We start from the raw sequence: 15490 nt of genomic DNA, 5'->3' as shown, positions 1-15490 counted from the left end.
CTTAAAACAGATCCTTAGTTGGAAAGTGAATGACCGCTATCCCGGATCGATTTCCCGGAAGCCGCCGGTCCGCAATCGGCCCCAAACCGGTCATTCTTGATAGCCGCGGTGAATTTCCGCTTATGGCGCACAGGAATGAAAGTTGGAGTATCGCAGTTACCAACGCAGCTTGACGGTCTAGACCGCCCCTAAGGGAGGAGATAGCCACGATTGGGAAAGCTATCAGCGAATTGAGCTGCGACATAGCAGATTGGGTTGGAAGGCGTTCCTGGACCTTGCCGCAGCGATCGCCGCGGAGATCCTCAATCGACCAGTCCACACCTTTCTTTTATCGAACGACGGTGGTCGAGATGCCGCCTTTATCGACCAGTGGGACGGTACAGGCGACGCATCCGGCAAGTCGACGATACAATGCAATCCTTGGCAAGCGGCGTGGTCCTAATATCTGCACGCGGCCAGAGAGTTGAGCACTGCGATTAGTCATCTCGCCTTGGAGCGGTCGAGGTTGGAGAAGGACCGTGGCCGCCAGGTTCGCGCCAGCTTGAGCATTGCAACCCAGTGTAGCACCTTCGGCCTTGGCCGAGGGGGGAGATACATCCGAATGTGTCGCAGCAATCAAAGAGCGTGAGTCTGTTCAGCCGTGGCTGCTTGGGACATTACAGTTTTGGATACCCTCGGCTTGCTCGACGGGCCTCTGCACGAGTTTGCAGACGGGGTTGCCGATGATCGCTACGCCGTATGGCTTGGTGCGGGCGTGTCGATGGGCAAGCTTCCCGGCCTGGAGGGCGTTGTCGAAGCCGTCCTCGAACACGTCCGCTCCCGCGTGGATCCAACGAACGGGGCCTGCGCCTTTCGCGCCAGCCTTAACGAGATCCTGGCTCTCGTGACGCTCGACGACGCCCAGCGTGGAACGCTCGACTATGGTATTTCGGTCACCAACTGGCCTCTGATCGAGCAGATCAAACAGCAGTTGGTCGACCGTTACAGCGTCATGCTGGAACAATTTCCCGCGACCGAGTTGCCTGACTATCTGGTGTGGAACGGCGTTAGTGTGGTGGCTCGGTACGCCGATCCGGCAACAACCCCGGGACCTGAACATCTCGGTCTTGCGGCCCTCATTATGGAGGGGGTGGCTTCGGACTGTGCAAGCGCCAACTGGGACGATCTGATCGAGAAGGCGATGCAGATTCTCGACGGAGCCAATTCCGCAGTCTTGCAGGTTCGTGTTCTACCAACTGACGTGCAAAACAATCTTCGTCGCGCGAGGCTCTACAAGTTTCACGGCTGCGCGCTCCTGGCTGGCCAGAACGAAACCGCCTATCGGCCGAAAATTGTCGCCCGCCAGTCGCAGATCGACGGTTGGGCCGCGAAACCCGAAAACAGGGTTATCGCCGCCAAGCTTGTCGACCTGGCCATCTCCAAGGCCACGCTCATGCTTGGCTTGTCCGCCCAGGACACCAACATCCAAAGCGTGTTCGTCGATGCGAACACGCAGCTTCCTGCGACCTTTCCAACCCATCCCCCGGCAGTGATCGTGTCGGAGGACCAAGTTCGTGCACGTCAACGCAATCTCCTCCATAACTTCTACCGTAACGACTATCCAACCCAGTCACCGGCGATTCACGCCGCCTCGTTGGTCCGGGCTTATGCGAACGCGCTCTTGCCGGCGCTTTGGCTCCACATTGTGTGTGCCAAGCTCGCATCGATGATCGACACTGCGGCCGCTGGCTTGCCTGCAGCGGATCGCGACGAACTCCGTCTGGGGCTCGCCAAGTTGCGTGACCTAGTCGCTGGAGGCGCGATCGTGAACCAGCACGAGGCATTTATGACCGCTGCACTGACCATGTTTGGAAGGGCTATGCGGTTGTTCCGCCGCGGTCGCATTGCGGGACCGGACGAGGGCGTCTACGCGCCTCTAACGGACGTCGGGATCGCCCGAACACTGGCAGCGCCAAACCTTGATTCAGAGGGGCTGGTCGAGCTCGCGCTCGGGTTGGCGCTGGTGGGGCGCGGCGAGGTTCAAGGACATTGGAGCTGCGGCGTCGGCGATGCGGCAAACGTGAAAACCGGCGCCTTGTCGGTGGCCCGAGGAGCGAGGTCGTCGCAGGTCTTTTTCGCGGCGAGTGCGCACGCCGCCGCCCAGATGTTCGCTGAAGGTCACGTCAGCGATGATGATGACGCGGTGGTCGTGCATAGCTTCGCGACTCCTGTCAAAGGGGCTCGCCATCCCACAAGCGCCCCTGGTCGAACGGGGCGACTACAACTGCGGGAATTGAGCGTATCGTCGATCAAGGACGGCGCCATGAGTCTCGATGATCTCCTGCAGCGCTTCAAGACGGAGGCGGCGCTTTGACCACGACGACCCCTGTTGAGCGTGTCGCCAAGGCGCTGGAGACTGCCAAGTTTCGGCGCATGCCACTGCCTTTGCAGATCGCCGGTCTGGCCTTTGACGTTCCGGCCGCATTCGTCGGCGTGCCCCCATCGCCTGATCTGGTCGTCGTGGGAGACACCACCGTCCAGTCCGCACGTGATCTCCAACGAACCGTGGAAGGCGTGGGTCGCGCGTTGGACGTGGTTCGATCGCGTCGGCCGCTCACGCTCATCGTCGTGGGCCCGAGGCCCGAGTCGAAATCGATCACTGCACTGTCTCGATATGCCCGCGTGTTGCCGGTTGGCGAGTCCGCGGACGAGGCGAGCTTGGGGAACTGGCTCGCTGTCCTCTTGCCGCTCAGTCTTCCAGAACCCGTTGAGGCGCGAGGGCTCGATAGCCTCGAACAGCTCCGGGCCGGCGCCGACCCTCTCACCCATGAACTGATCGACCTTGCGAGAGCCGGTGCGCCGGCTGTCGGTGCTCGTTTTGCCGAGCTGGTGGAGGAGCCGTTCGCTCAGACCGACGAGCCTGACATGGATGATGCGCCATGAGTATCCGCCTGTCGTCCATCCTCGTCGAAGACTTCCGCAGCATCCGCGGGCCGCAGCGTATTTCGCTCGACGCGCCCGCCGTTCTCATTCACGGACCGAACGGAACAGGAAAGACCAGCCTCCTATCCGCGATCGAGCTTGGTTTGACCGGGGCCGTGGCGTCGCTCGGCCGTTTCGATCCCGACTATTTGAAGTACCTACCGCATAAGAAGAGCAGCGGTGGAAAGTGCCGTGTAGTCCTTGAGGGCGAAGGCCTCAAGGATCCGCGAGCCGAGTTGATCGGGAACGAGACGGGAATTACGGGAACCGGCTTGCTGACGGACGGTCTGTCTCGCTTCTTCACCGAGCGGTGCTATCTGCCGCAGGCCGCACTTGGGCGCCTACTGGAGATCTACGAACACCAGGACAGCCGCCGGTCGGACTCGCCACTGACGCGCTTCGTGAAAGAACTTCTTGGGCTCGAACCTCTAGACTCCCTTATCGACGGCTTGCACGCCAGCGGCGATGTTCGCCGACTGCGGGCGCCCGCGCCGCTTTATACCGCGGCGCGTTCTGGGGCAGGGACGCTGAACACTAGGGTGACCGCTGCGCAGATGGCGGCGATGGATGCGCGCGCCGCGGTTGTTGAGGTGGAGCGCGAGCTACGAATCTTGCTTGAAGGGTTCGTCCCTCCGGAGACGCCTCTTACCGCCGACGCTTTCGCGGACGAGTTAGGTGGTGAGAGGGATGGCCTCGAATCGCGCCTTCAGGAACTGGCTCGCCGGCGCCGCGATCTTAGCGCCGCTGCAAGCCAGCTTGCGTCCGCCCTATCCGCCGACATCGGGGGGCAAGTCGAACAGGCGGAGGCGGCGGCCAGTACGGCGCGAGCAGCGTTGGAGAGGTGGCAGGCCGGTCCCGGCAAAATGCTGCACGATCTCTTCGCGGCTATCCGGACACGGTTTCCAGATCTGCCGGATGCTGCGAGTAATCCAGCCGCTACCCATGATCGTGCAGCAAAGGCGGTCAATCGAGAAGTGGAGCGGCTGCAAACCGTCGAGTTGTCCGACGCCGCCACGGTGAAGGAGTTGGGCGAGGTCGACGAGGCCATCAGACAGGGTAACGCCCGGGTGAAGAACATTGACGTCGAACTTGAACAGGACAAAGGCGCTAATCAGGAGCTCGCCCAGGCGCTGACGGCGATCTCGAATTATATCGACGACGAGAACTGCCCTGTGTGTGGTCGGGACTATCGAGAAATATCCGATACCCCGTTGGGCTCACACGTGTCTGAGGAAATTCAGCGGCTTGTTGCCGCCGCCAGCAGGGTCCAGGGGCTTGTCCGCGATCGCTCGACAACTTCAGGTGCCGTCGCCCAAGCTGAGCGGCGCCGAGGCGAACTCGCATCCCGGCAGCTGACGGTTGACCAACGGGATGCGAACAAGATCGATCTAGCTCAATTCGTGGAGTGGCGGACGAGTCTGGGCACGCTGCAGGCAACGGCAGGGGATGGAAGTTCGCTCCAGCGTCAGGCCCAGAGTGCTGCCGGCACCTTATCGACGCTCAACTCTCGGCGGTCAGGCCTGAGCGGATTGCGCGCTGAGCTTACGCGCCACGCAGACGAACTCGGCCGCCCTAGGTCGCCTGACGACACTCCGCTCCAAGTCGTCCTGTCCGATCTGACCGAATTCGTCCAGCGTGAAATTGCGGCTGCTGAGGAGCGGCTTGAGAAATTAGGGGCAATCGAGACGACGTTCGAGGTGCTGTCAGACGCCGGTCAAAATGTCGCCGACGCGGAGGCCGAATTAAGGGAGGTCACCGAGGAGCAGAGTCTTTTGACGAAGCAGCGGGAGGAGGCGGATCGCAGGATCACCGCTGTACGCGAACTCGCTGGTAGGGCTCAGGTATTGCGGACCGAAAAGGTGCGCCAGGTCTTCAATGACGAACTGAATAGCGTCTGGCGTGAGCTTTTCATCCGACTTGCGCCCGATGAGGAGTTTGTCCCAGCGTTTGCAGTGCCTGAGGCTGGGTCGGGTAAAGTCGAGGCCGTGCTAGAAACGCTCTACCGCTCTGGCGGAAAGGGTGGGAACCCGCGATCTATGTTAAGCGCGGGCAACCTCAACACCGCCGCCTTGACTCTCTTCCTGGCGCTCAACCTTTCGGCCAAGCCCTTGCTTCCATGGCTGATCATCGACGACCCGGTCCAAAGCATGGACGACGTCCACATCGTGCAGTTTGCGGCGCTCCTTCGGACTCTCAAGCATCAGGGCAGGCAGGTCTTCCTCGCAGTCCATGATCGTCAGTTGTTCGACTATCTCGCGCTCGAATTGAGCCCGGCGTTCAACGGCGACCGCCTCATCACCATAGAACTCGGCCGGACTGCGGACGGTATGACGACCGCGCCTTGGGCCTTGACGGTATTCGAGCCGGACCAGGCTGTCGCAGCGTAGGGGCAGTCGGAGTAGTCTCGAAGGGAACGGCCTGCCAAAGGTCCGGAAACGGGAGCGATCCCGCGGTCCGGAAATGGTGCTCACGCGTCGCCAGATGCGATGGGATTTTTCCTGACAGCCCGGATGGTAGGGTCTTATTGAACTGATCGTCCGAGAAGGAGGGACGATCATGATCATCAAAGCCGTTGCCGACCCAAGTGCCATGGTGAGTCTCAAGGCGATCTGCGAAGAGCTCAAGCTCGATCCGCGTCTTGCACGCGAGAAGCTGCGCATCGCTTCCCGAGAGCCGAAGAAATACCCCGAGCTCGCGAAGACCCATAAGCCGCGTGGTGCTTGGGAGTGGCCGAAAGGCTCCGAAGCCGAGAAGCAGGCGAGAGCAGCGCTAGCTGAGTGAACGCGGTAGATGTGAAGAGCGCAGGGCGGGGAGAGATCCTCGCCCTTTCTCGTGTTCAAAATTCATACGGAGGGAATTTTGAGGATTACCGGGCGAGCTCGACTCCTTCAGTCCGATACACCCCGTTTCATTCAAGCGCACGACTTTCAGCACCCCGGCGCAACCCAAGGCTCAGGGTGCGCTTGCGCAGCATCCCGTTGACGCGCCTAAGTTATTGCTCTTATTGAAAAAATGGTGCCCAGGGACGGAGTCGAACCGCCGACACTGCGATTTTCAGTCGCATGCTCTACCAACTGAGCTACCTGGGCGTAGCCGGCAACGGCGTCAAACCGTGCGGAGCGGGGCGGTTTATAGAGTCTCGCTCTCGGCATGTCCATAAGGGGCGAAGGAAAAATCAAGCTATCCCCAATTCGCGCTCGCCGTTGGCTAACCCCAATTTTTGAAACGGCTTTTTGCAACGCACGCGGAAGCAGATCGTCATGCGTAACACCCATGGATGGGGTGCGGGGCGGCTTTGCCGTGCGAAAAGCGCGGAGGAGCCGCATCAATGAAAGGTCGGTTCCGTTCGCGCAGATCGGCACGAGGACTGCTGTTAATGGCTGGCCTCGTCGGCTGAGTAGACCGCTTTTCAAGTCGGGTGCGCTTTCGCCGATGACAAGACTCAGCGCGCCTTCGGCGGCCTGGGCGCCAGCGGTATTTCTTCGCCGTCCTCATCCTCAGCGGCGTCACCGGGTATGGAATAGCTGCCGGATAGCCAGCGGTGCAGGTCGACATCGGCACAGCGGCTGGAGCAAAACGGCCGATAGCGGGTAACAGGCGGCTTGCCGCAGATGGGGCAGGGCTTTGCTCCAGCCTTGTCGATCGGCTCGTCCGTCACTTCGGATTACCCCAACGCTCATGGACCGGGAAACGCTCGCCGGCGAGCAAAGCGACCGTCTCGGCGAGCGGCAAGCCGACGACATTGGTGTAGGAGCCGACCATCTTGACCACGAAGGTGCCGGCGAGGCCTTGGATTGCGTAGCCGCCGGCCTTGCCGAGCCACTCACGCGAGGCAATGTAGGCGTCGATCTCCTCGCCTGCCAGACGCTTGAAGCGCACCCGCGTTTCCACCAGCCGCGTGCGCACCCCGCCCTTCGGCGTCATCAGCGCCACGCCGGTATAGACGCGATGCGCGCGGCCGGAGAGCAGGTGCAGGCAGTCCTCCGCCTCCTCGCCCAGATCGGGCTTTGGCAGAATGCGCCGTCCGACGCCGACCACGGTGTCGGCCGCCAGCAGAAAGGCGCCGTCATATTCGCCGGTCGCGCGACGCCTGGCATCGGCGGCGTCCAGCTTCTGGCGGGCCAGGCGCAAGGCCAGCCGGCGCGGCAACTCGGCGCGCTCGGGGGCTTCGTCGATGTCGGCCGGCAGCAGCGCGTCGGGCTCGATGCCGGCCTGGGCGAGCAGGGCCAGACGGCGCGGCGAGGCGGAGGCCAGAACCAAGGCGGGGCGGGGACTCACGCGGGAACTCCTTGTTCCGCCGGAGAATCCGACGGTCCGAACGGCCGGCACGCTACTGGAAACCCGCGTCCATGTGAACGCCCGCAAGCGCCTCTCATGGCCGGAAACGCGCACGGATACGCGTCTCCAACTCGTCGCGTACCGTGCGGTAGGCATCGAGACATTGTTCGCGATTGCCGGTGGTGAGGGTTGGATCCGGTGTCGGCCAGTATTCGACGTCGAGGGCGTTGCTGCGGGTCAACTCCAAGGCCCGGTGATGTGCATCGGGAGAAAGAGTGATGACGAGATCGAACGCAAGTCCTTCATTCTCCTCAAGTTCTTCGAGCGTCTGCGGCCGGTGACGGCTGATGTCCAGCCCGATCTCCTCAATGGCGGCGGTAACGAACGGGTCGATCTCGCCTTTGATCACCCCGGCCGAGCCGACATAGATGGAGCGTCCGAACAGGTGGCGGGTCAGTGCGGCGGCCATGGGCGAGCGCACGCTGTTCTGTCCGCACATGAACAACACCGCCTGCGGGCGCGCCTTGCTGCGTACTGGGCCAAAGGAAGGCTGCACGGTTTCCACCACCGCTCAGCCCTTCCAGTGCAAGGCGCAGACGAGGGTGAACAGCCGTCGCGCGGTGGTGAAGTCGCAGGCGACCTTATCCTTCAACCGCTCGCGCAGCAGCTCGGAACCCTCGTTGTGGAGGCCGCGGCGACCCATGTCGATCGCCTCGATCTGCGAGGGGCTCGCGCGGCGGATGGCGTCATAATAGCTTTCGCAGACAAGGAAATAGTCCTTCACCACCCGCCGCAGCGGGCTGAGAGACAGGTGATGCGAAACCACCGGCTCGCCGTCCTGGCGGGTAATGTCCAGCACCAGACGGTTGTCGGCGAGCGACACCACCAGGGCATAGGGACCGGGGTGCGGATCGCCGAGCGGCGCGAAGCTGTTCTCGTCGATCAGGTCGTAGATGGCGATGGCGCGCTCGTGCTCGATGTCGCGGGTGGAGCGACCGATCGAGGCCGGATCGAGCCGCACCGCCACCAGGCGGCGCGTATCGGCATGAGGGTCTTCGCTGTCCACCATGCCTGATATCTCAAAGGTTTAGGCGGATGGCAACCGAGCGGGCATGGGCGCCGAGGCCTTCCGCCTCGCCAATGGCGATGGCGGCCGGGCCGAGGGCGCGCAGCTGGTCGGGTCCGCATTTGAGGATGGAGGTGCGCTTCATGAAATCGAGAACGCCGAGCCCGGAGGAGAAGCGGGCGGAGCGGGCGGTGGGCAGCACGTGATTGGAGCCGCCGACATAATCGCCAATGGCTTCCGGCGTATGGGCGCCGAGGAAGATCGCCCCGGCGTGACGGATCTGCGCCGCCAGGCCCTCGTCATCGGCGCACAGGATCTCGAGATGCTCGGGGGCGACCCGGTTGGCCAGCGCCGGAGCGTCGGTGAGTGCGGTGAGATGTATGATGAGGCCGAAATCGGCCCAACTGGCGGCGGCGATGTCGCGCCGGGGCAGGGTGGCGAGCTGACGCTCGACCGCAGCCTCCACCGCGTGCGCCAGCGCCGGGCTGTCGGTGAGCAGAATCGACTGCGCGGCGGTATCGTGTTCCGCCTGCGCCAGCAGGTCGGCGGCGATCCAATCCGGGTTCTGCTCGCCATCGGCGATCACCAGCACTTCCGAAGGGCCGGCGATCATGTCGATGCCCACCGTGCCGAACACCTGCCGCTTGGCGGCGGCGACATAGGCATTGCCCGGCCCGACGATCTTGGCCACCGGAGCGATGGTCTGCGTCCCATAGGCGAGGGCGGCCACCGCCTGGGCGCCACCGACCCGGTAGACCTCATCGACACCGGCAAGGCGGGCGGCCGCCAGCACCAGAGGATTGAGCACGCCATCCGGCGCCGGCACCACCATGGCGAGGCGATCGACGCCGGCAACCTTGGCCGGCACCGCATTCATCAGCACAGAAGAGGGGTAGGCGGCGGTGCCGCCCGGCACATACAGCCCGACCGCATCCACCGGTGTCCAGCGATGGCCGAGCTCGACGCCGATGGCATCGACATAGCGGCCGCTCGAAGGCAGCTGGCGGGCGTGGTGCGAGCGGATGCGCTCATGGGCGAGGGAAAGTGCCTCCAGCGTCTTCGGATCGGCGATGGCGAGAGCGGCGTCGATCTCGTCTTCCGTGACGCGGATGCCGGCCTCGGCGAGGTCGATACGGTCGAAGCGCCGCGAATAGTCGATCAGCGCCGCGTCGCCGCGGGCTCGAACCTCGGCGATGATGTCGGCGACCGCCCGGCTCACATCCTCCGACACCTCCCGCTTGGTGCCGAGGAAGGCCTCGAAGCGTTCCGCAAAGTCGGGCGAGCGAATGTCGAGGTGGAGCGGCATGAGCAAGGTCCTGCAAGCGTGGGCCAGACAATCAACGCCCGTCCTATCGCAATCGCCCGCCGGGATGGCAATACGTGCCTTTCCCTGCCGGACGATTGTGATGCCGGACCATCTGGCTGTCGAACGCGGCCTCCCCGCATTCTGGCAGGGATTGGCTTTCGTGCTTCGATATGTGATGCACACCAGGCGGGGCATTCAACATTGCCGCCGTGGCGGGCGCCTTGCCGGGGTGTCCCGGCCTTTCCCTGATGGCCGCGGCAACCGGGCGCGAAAAGCCGGCCGGTCCATATGGCCGGCTCGGATTCGCCACCGCCCCCGTCGCGTCCCAACGGCTGGCGGTTATACCGGCCTGCGCCGCCGCCGCCGCTCATGGGCAGCCGCCGAAAATGGGCAGCCCGCTGCTCATGAGCAGGCAATGTGCCGGCTGCATGGCTCCTCCGTCGCAAACGTGGGATAAAGCCGAACGCGTGATGGCTCGGGCGTTGCCGCCGGCGCTTCGCTTCCTCTGGATCAGGAATGAACATGACCATGACCGACGCCTCGTCGACCGAGCAGGAGCTAAGCCAGATCGCCGCGGCCAACGGGGTGAGCACGGATGCGGCGCGCACGCTGTTCAACGCCATTTGCGCCGGCGGCGGCCGCATGGCGCAATTCAGCCATCCCGAACTCGGCGGCATGGGGCAGTGGTCGTTCGGCGGCATGCTGATGATCGGCGACATGTTCAACAACGGGCTCAAGGCCAAGGTCGACCGGCTGTGCCATGAACTGTCCGATCTCGCCGCCCGGCAGCCGCCGCCGGTGACGGGAGGCGGCGGCTGGTTCAGCGGCGGTTACCGCTGGTGGCCCGAGGGGCTCGGCAACCCCAGCACCACCGGCGCGCAGAACGACATGCGCTACGCCTTCTTCCCCTCCGATCGACGGCTGGTGATCAGCCAGCATGGCGAGCTCACCGTCTACGACACCGACCAGCACATGATTTCCGGCGTGTCCCAGCAGCAGGGCGGCGGCTATAATCTGAGCTTCTCCAGCCAGTTCGGGCAGGTCGATCTCGCCTCGCTCCGTCGGGTGCCGGCGATGGCGGACGAAGCGGAGCGCGTGGCCGTGCCGGCCGACCTGCCGCAGCCCGGAGCCGTTGCTGCGGCACCCGAAGCGACCGCCCTCGCGGCAGCAGATACGGCCAGCACGCCGACGATTGCCGACATCGCCGCCCCGGCGCCCCCGGCATCCTCGGAGGTCAGCGTGCCGTCCTCTGCGCTGCCCGGAGCTGCGGCGCGAACGTCTCCCGCGGAGGGCGAAGCCGCGGCATCGGCCCCGTCGCGGCCGGTGCCGCCCGCCGGCCATGACGACATCTTCGACAAGCTGGAACGGCTGGGAGAGCTACGGAAAAAGGACATCCTCACCGAAGCGGAGTTCCTCGCCAAGAAGACCGAGCTGCTGGCGCGCCTGTAAAGGCATATCGGAAGCGCCGACGCCGGATGAGGTGCCGAGACGCCGCGACGGGACCTGACGGCGGGGCGTGGCCGCCCTGTCGCATCAGGCGTCGTGGCAGGGCGTGCCCCTGGCGTCCCAGGCGGGGCCGAGATCCTCGACGCCGGCTTCGAGGCAATCCACCGTGAGCTGAAGCTGGCCGCCACCGGAGAAGGTGAAGGTGACGGTGCCGGATGGGGAATTGGTGGGCTCGAAGGTGACGAGCAGCAGGTTCAGCACGTCGCGCTTGCGCTTCAGATCGATGCCGCGCACCCGCGCCGCCAGCACATGCTCGAAACGGATGCCGGCGCGGCGGCGCACGCAGCCCGACGGCGCCTTGCCGGAGGGGCCGAGATCGAGTGGGGCGGAGCCCGCGCCCGCACCTTCCGCCAGCAGCTCCTTCTGCACCGCGGCTTCCCAGTCGAAGCGGCTCGCCAGCATGACGAAACGGCGGTCGGCAGGCTTGAAGGTCATGTCGCCGACCGTCACAACCGCATCCTGGAGATGCACCGACACGACGGCGAGATCTTCGTCGTCGAGCGCAATCAGCTTGAGGCCGCTGCCCATTTCTCGTTCTCCGTGTGGCTCACGGCGCACAGATGGCGCCGCCCCCCGCCGGCTTCAAGTGGGTAGCGGCTTCACGCGGCCAGCCCGGCGCGAGGTCGGGCTCAGCCGGCGATCCGCTCGATCTGCGCCCCGCAGGCGGAGAGCTTCTCCTCCAGCCGCTCGAAGCCGCGGTCGAGATGATAGACGCGGTGGATCATGCTCTCGCCCTCGGCCGCCAGCGCGCCGATGACCAGCGACACCGAGGCGCGCAGGTCGGTCGCCATCACCGGGGCGCCGGTGAGACGCTCCACGCCCTCGATGGTGGCGGTGTCGCCGTCGAGGTGGATCCGGGCGCCGAGCCGGGCCAGCTCCTGCACATGCATGAAGCGGTTCTCGAAGATCGTCTCGGTGATCTTCGAGGTGCCGGCGGCGCGGGTGGTGAGCGCCATCAGCTGCGCCTGCAGGTCGGTCGGGAAGCCGGGGAACGGAGCCGTCGACACCTCGACCGGCGAAATGCCGGCGCCGTTGCGCTTCACCCGAAGGCCTTCATTGGAGACGGTGAGCTCCGCCCCGGCCTGGCGCAGCGTGTCGAGCGCCGAATCGAGGAGATGAGCGCGGGCGCCGGACAGCAGCACGTCGCCGCCGGTCATCGCCACCGCCATCGCATAGGTGCCGGTCTCGATGCGGTCGGGCAGCACGGCGTGGCGGGCCCCCTTCAGCCGCGGCACGCCGAGGATGCGCACGGTGGGGCTCCCCTGGCCCTCGATGCGCCCGCCCATGGCGTTGATGCAATCGGCGAGATCGACGACCTCCGGCTCGCAGGCGGCGTTCTCCAGGAGGGTCTCGCCATCGGCCAGGCTCGCCGCCATGATCGCGGTGTGGGTGGCGCCGACCGATACTTTGGGGAACACGATGCGCGCGCCCTTCAGCCCTTTCGGCGCGCGGGCGAGGACATAGCCGGCGTCGATCTCGATCTCGGCGCCGAGCGCGCGCAGCGCGTCGAGATGGAAATCCACCGGCCTGGTGCCGATGGCGCAGCCGCCCGGCAGCGACACCTTGGCCTGCCCCATGCGGGCCAGCAGCGGGCCGATGACCCAGAAGCTCGCCCGCATGCGCGAGACGAGATCATAGGGGGCGGTGGTGTCGACGATGACGCGGGCATCGATTTCCAGCGTCTGGCCGGCATAGGCATCGTCGCCGCGGCGCTTGCCGTTCACCGTGATGTCGATGCCGTGATTGCCGAGGATGCGCTGCAGCAGCGCGACATCGGCAAGGCGCGGCACATTCTCCAGCACCAGCTTCTCATCGGTGAGCAGGCCGGCGATCATCAGCGGCAGCGCGGCGTTCTTGGCGCCGGAGATCGGGATCGACCCGTTGAGCGGGTTGCCGCCGACGATGCGGATGCGGTCCATCTATGTCGTGCTCCCTCGCCGGGCGTTGCGCGGTGCGCTCGCTGCGGCCGTGGTTCTCATGAGGGAGCGCGCGATTCACGCTGCGGCCCCCGCGTCGATCGTCAGCCATAGCGCGTGGCGGGCGGCGAGACAATTCGCCGGAGGCCGGCGTCAGTCCTCCGCCTCGCCGGCGGGGGATAGCGGGGAGGGCGCGTCCGAGCCGGCGGGGGTATCGGAGGGCGGCGCGGGCGGGCCGGCGGCATCGCGGCCGCGGGATTGTGCCTTGCGGCGCTTGAGATTTTCCCGCAGCGCGGCAGCGAGGCGCCGGGCGCGCTCCTCGGCTTCGGCATCGTCCTTGCGGCGCATCGGCATCATTCCCACGGCAACGGATCGCCGCCGTGTTTCGCATCGCCGGGGCGGCGCTGTCCAGTCGGCATCGGGGCGGGGCGCCGACGCTTGGCCCGCTGGAGGCACGGGGTGTCGTGACAGGGCCTGGAGGAGGGGTGAGGCGGCAAGCTCGGGCCGGCGCGGCGGAAGCGGGTTGGGGGCGGCGGAGTTGGGGAGGGGCGGCATATGGGGTGTGAATGACCGCATACCGGGCTTGCGCCCGGGGGCCGGCTGTGGCAAACGTCGCCCCGCTTTCGGGGAGCCACCTCCCCGATGGGCTGCGGTAGCTCAGTGGTAGAGCACTCCCTTGGTAAGGGAGAGGTCGAGAGTTCAATCCTCTCTCGCAGCACCAGTTCATCCGGAAGCAAAGTTCAAATCTTTAGAAAATCCATTTCACCGTTAGACCGGCTTTGGTTCCGCGCGAGGCGACGGACCGTGGCGTGAAAACATCCGGTGTCGGAGCAACGGTACTTCCTGCGTGGAAGCCCGCAGCGCCTGAGCCGGCATCATCGTGCATGTCGCCCTGGCACGCGGGCGGGGCGCGGGCGCGGAGGCCGCCGGTCGTCGCCGGGAAGCGGCGAGCACAAGAACGCGAGGTGAGGACCAGCTGCAAGAATCAGGCTGTATTCCCAGGGCGACCTTGCGATAATACCTCTCCAAAGCAGACCATCGGCGATGCGGCCGGTGGTCTTCGGGCGTCGAAACCGGCGTAGGCGCGCGAAGCTCGCTTTCCCGCCTCGCCGAACGGTCGCCCCGAAGGAGAAGTGGTGCGTAGGGTGCGTTATCCGGCGCGGCTGCCCGCAAGGAGTGGACAGCGTCGGTTCCTGCCGCAGCGGCGCGGCGATCATTCCGGAAAGGGGCGCGATCGTAGCCGAGTGGCGACTGCGGCTGCCCGCGCCATGCCTGACGCGAGCGATCTGCGGTTCCGCAAGGGCAGGCGGCGCGGAGGCGTCGTGCCTGCGCGGGAGAGCGCCCGGGCGGCGGGCCGACGCGCCGGAGGGCGGGCATGACCGTAGCTGACCCCGACCCGCAGCATATTTCCGGCCTTGATCCCGTGAGCGACGCCCTCGACACGTTGTTCCCATGGGAAACGCGGCATATCGAGCCGGCCGACGGCGAGCCGGTGAGCATGACATTGCTGGCCCGGCAGGTCGGCGCGATCCGCCTGATCGAGACCGAGCGTCATTACAATGGCTGGTCGCGCACCGACCACCAGCCGGGGGCGGCGCCGGAGGCGCTGGCGGTGGTCGGCTTTACCCTGGCCAAGGGACTGATGCTGGAGCCACCCGGCAGCCGACGGCTGGTGATGGCCGAGAACGAGATGCTGGTCACGCCCTACCGGCCGGGCAGCCAGATCTGGCGCGGCTTTGGCTCGTCGACGCTGTTCCTCAGCTTTCCGACCGAGCTGATCATCGACGTGCTCGCTCGCCATTTCCACCTGCCGGCCGATGGCCCGAGCTTCGAGGCGCAGCTCCTCTCGGAACGGCACCCCGGCCATGGCCTGCGGCATCTGGCGCAGCGGGTTATCGAGGATATCGGCGCCCTGCCGAAGACCACCCCGCCGCGGGTGCGCGACCTGCTGATGCGGCAATATCAGGATGTGATGACCAGCCTGCTGCTGCTGCATGTGCCGCATTCGCTGAGCGACCAGCTGCGGCGGGCCAGCCAGGGCGGGCAGCCGCAGCATGTCAATCGGGCGCTGGACTACATCCACGCCAATCTGGAGCGGCCGCTGACCCTGGAGGCCATCGCCATCGGCGCCGGCTGCAGCCCGCGCCAGTTGCAGCTGGTCTTCCGCAAGCATCTCGGCACCACGCCGATGGGCATGGCGAAGAAGCTGCGCCTCGAGGCGGCCGAGGCCCGGCTGCGCACCGGCCATTACCGCAACGTGACGGAAGCGGCGGTGGCTCTGCATTTCAGCAATCTCGGCCGCTTTGCCGCCGAGTTCCGCGCGCTGTTCGGCTACGCGCCGCACCAGGCGCGGCCATCCACGGACTAAGAGCGCCTAACAAAACCTCGTGCGGGCCCTGAAAGCGATGATGGCGGCGGCGATTGTGAGGAAAGCGCGATAGAGGTCGGCGTGGCGTT

At 65.5% G+C, this 15490-nt stretch carries 14 protein-coding genes and 2 tRNA genes; 7 read left to right on the top strand and 9 right to left on the bottom strand.

The window, feature by feature from the left end; genetic code table 11:
- Positions 1-640: 640 nt before the first annotated feature.
- The 4 genes from J2X65_RS24300 (at position 641) to J2X65_RS24285 (ending at position 5742) form a co-directional block, all read left to right on the top strand.
- On the top strand, positions 641-2353 hold the full coding sequence (locus J2X65_RS24300) for an SIR2 family protein (protein ID WP_310207181.1): 1713 nt from the start codon (positions 641-643) through the stop codon (positions 2351-2353).
- Entirely contained in the window at positions 2350-2922 is a 573-nt protein-coding gene (locus tag J2X65_RS24295; RefSeq protein ID WP_310207178.1) for a hypothetical protein, read from the top strand. Before J2X65_RS24300 ends, J2X65_RS24295 begins: the two co-directional genes overlap by 4 nt.
- Entirely contained in the window at positions 2919-5348 is a 2430-nt protein-coding gene (locus J2X65_RS24290) for an AAA family ATPase (protein ID WP_310207175.1), read from the top strand. Before J2X65_RS24295 ends, J2X65_RS24290 begins: the two co-directional genes overlap by 4 nt.
- A 169-nt stretch (positions 5349-5517) precedes the next feature.
- The gene (locus tag J2X65_RS24285; protein ID WP_310207173.1) at positions 5518-5742 is read left to right on the top strand and encodes a hypothetical protein; all 225 of its coding nucleotides are present in this window, start codon (positions 5518-5520) and stop codon (positions 5740-5742) included.
- 232 nt (positions 5743-5974) lie between these two features.
- On the opposite strand, the gene J2X65_RS24280 is transcribed toward J2X65_RS24285, so the two are convergent.
- The 6 genes from J2X65_RS24280 to hisD form a co-directional block, all read right to left on the bottom strand.
- Positions 5975-6050, bottom strand: a tRNA-Phe gene (locus tag J2X65_RS24280).
- Positions 6051-6403: 353 nt separating this feature from the next.
- The gene (gene yacG, locus J2X65_RS24275; protein ID WP_310207169.1) at positions 6404-6619 is read right to left on the bottom strand and encodes a DNA gyrase inhibitor YacG; all 216 of its coding nucleotides are present in this window, start codon (positions 6617-6619) and stop codon (positions 6404-6406) included.
- Positions 6616-7239 (bottom strand): Maf-like protein, encoded by a 624-nt coding sequence (locus J2X65_RS24270; RefSeq protein ID WP_310207166.1) that lies wholly within the window; start codon positions 7237-7239, stop codon positions 6616-6618. Before J2X65_RS24270 ends, yacG begins: the two co-directional genes overlap by 4 nt.
- Before the next feature lie 94 nt (positions 7240-7333).
- Positions 7334-7738, bottom strand: a complete 405-nt coding sequence (locus J2X65_RS24265; RefSeq protein ID WP_310207323.1) for a low molecular weight phosphatase family protein — start codon at positions 7736-7738, stop codon at positions 7334-7336.
- Between the two features lie 72 nt (positions 7739-7810).
- Positions 7811-8308 (bottom strand): UPF0262 family protein, encoded by a 498-nt coding sequence (locus J2X65_RS24260; protein WP_310207164.1) that lies wholly within the window; start codon positions 8306-8308, stop codon positions 7811-7813.
- A gap of 10 nt (positions 8309-8318) precedes the next feature.
- Positions 8319-9611: a histidinol dehydrogenase gene (gene hisD, locus J2X65_RS24255; protein WP_310207161.1), complete on the bottom strand. Its 1293-nt coding sequence runs from the start codon at positions 9609-9611 to the stop codon at positions 8319-8321.
- 522 nt (positions 9612-10133) lie between these two features.
- On the opposite strand from hisD, the gene J2X65_RS24250 reads away from it, so the two are divergent.
- Positions 10134-11060, top strand: coding sequence for an SHOCT domain-containing protein (locus J2X65_RS24250; RefSeq protein ID WP_310207156.1), 927 nt, complete (start codon positions 10134-10136; stop codon positions 11058-11060).
- An 84-nt stretch (positions 11061-11144) separates the two neighbouring features.
- Here the strand turns inward: J2X65_RS24250 and J2X65_RS24245 are convergent, their stop codons facing one another.
- The 3 genes from J2X65_RS24245 to J2X65_RS24235 all read right to left on the bottom strand — a co-directional run bounded on the left by J2X65_RS24245 (position 11145) and on the right by J2X65_RS24235 (position 13381).
- Positions 11145-11645 carry a DUF2948 family protein gene (locus J2X65_RS24245; RefSeq protein ID WP_310207153.1) on the bottom strand — a complete coding sequence of 167 codons (501 nt, stop codon included), beginning with the start codon at positions 11643-11645 and terminating at the stop codon, positions 11145-11147.
- Positions 11646-11746: 101 nt separating this feature from the next.
- Positions 11747-13036: a UDP-N-acetylglucosamine 1-carboxyvinyltransferase gene (murA, locus tag J2X65_RS24240; RefSeq protein ID WP_310207150.1), complete on the bottom strand. Its 1290-nt coding sequence runs from the start codon at positions 13034-13036 to the stop codon at positions 11747-11749.
- Between the two features lie 150 nt (positions 13037-13186).
- A complete protein-coding gene (locus J2X65_RS24235; RefSeq protein WP_310207148.1) occupies positions 13187-13381 on the bottom strand; it encodes a hypothetical protein in 195 nt (64 codons plus the stop codon).
- Between the two features lie 298 nt (positions 13382-13679).
- Between J2X65_RS24235 and J2X65_RS24230 the strand changes: the two genes are divergently transcribed.
- Positions 13680-13754: transfer RNA gene (locus tag J2X65_RS24230), tRNA-Thr, on the top strand.
- 654 nt (positions 13755-14408) lie between these two features.
- On the top strand, positions 14409-15401 hold the full coding sequence (locus J2X65_RS24225) for a helix-turn-helix transcriptional regulator (RefSeq protein ID WP_310207146.1): 993 nt from the start codon (positions 14409-14411) through the stop codon (positions 15399-15401).
- The last annotated feature ends 89 nt before the right edge of the window (positions 15402-15490 follow it).

Origin of the sequence: Ancylobacter sp. 3268, from assembly GCF_031456575.1 — a bacterium.
In the GTDB taxonomy this organism is placed as follows: Bacteria; Pseudomonadota; Alphaproteobacteria; order Rhizobiales; family Xanthobacteraceae; genus Ancylobacter.
Note: the sequence above shows the minus strand (reverse complement) of the source record. Positions and strands in the feature narration are given on the sequence as shown.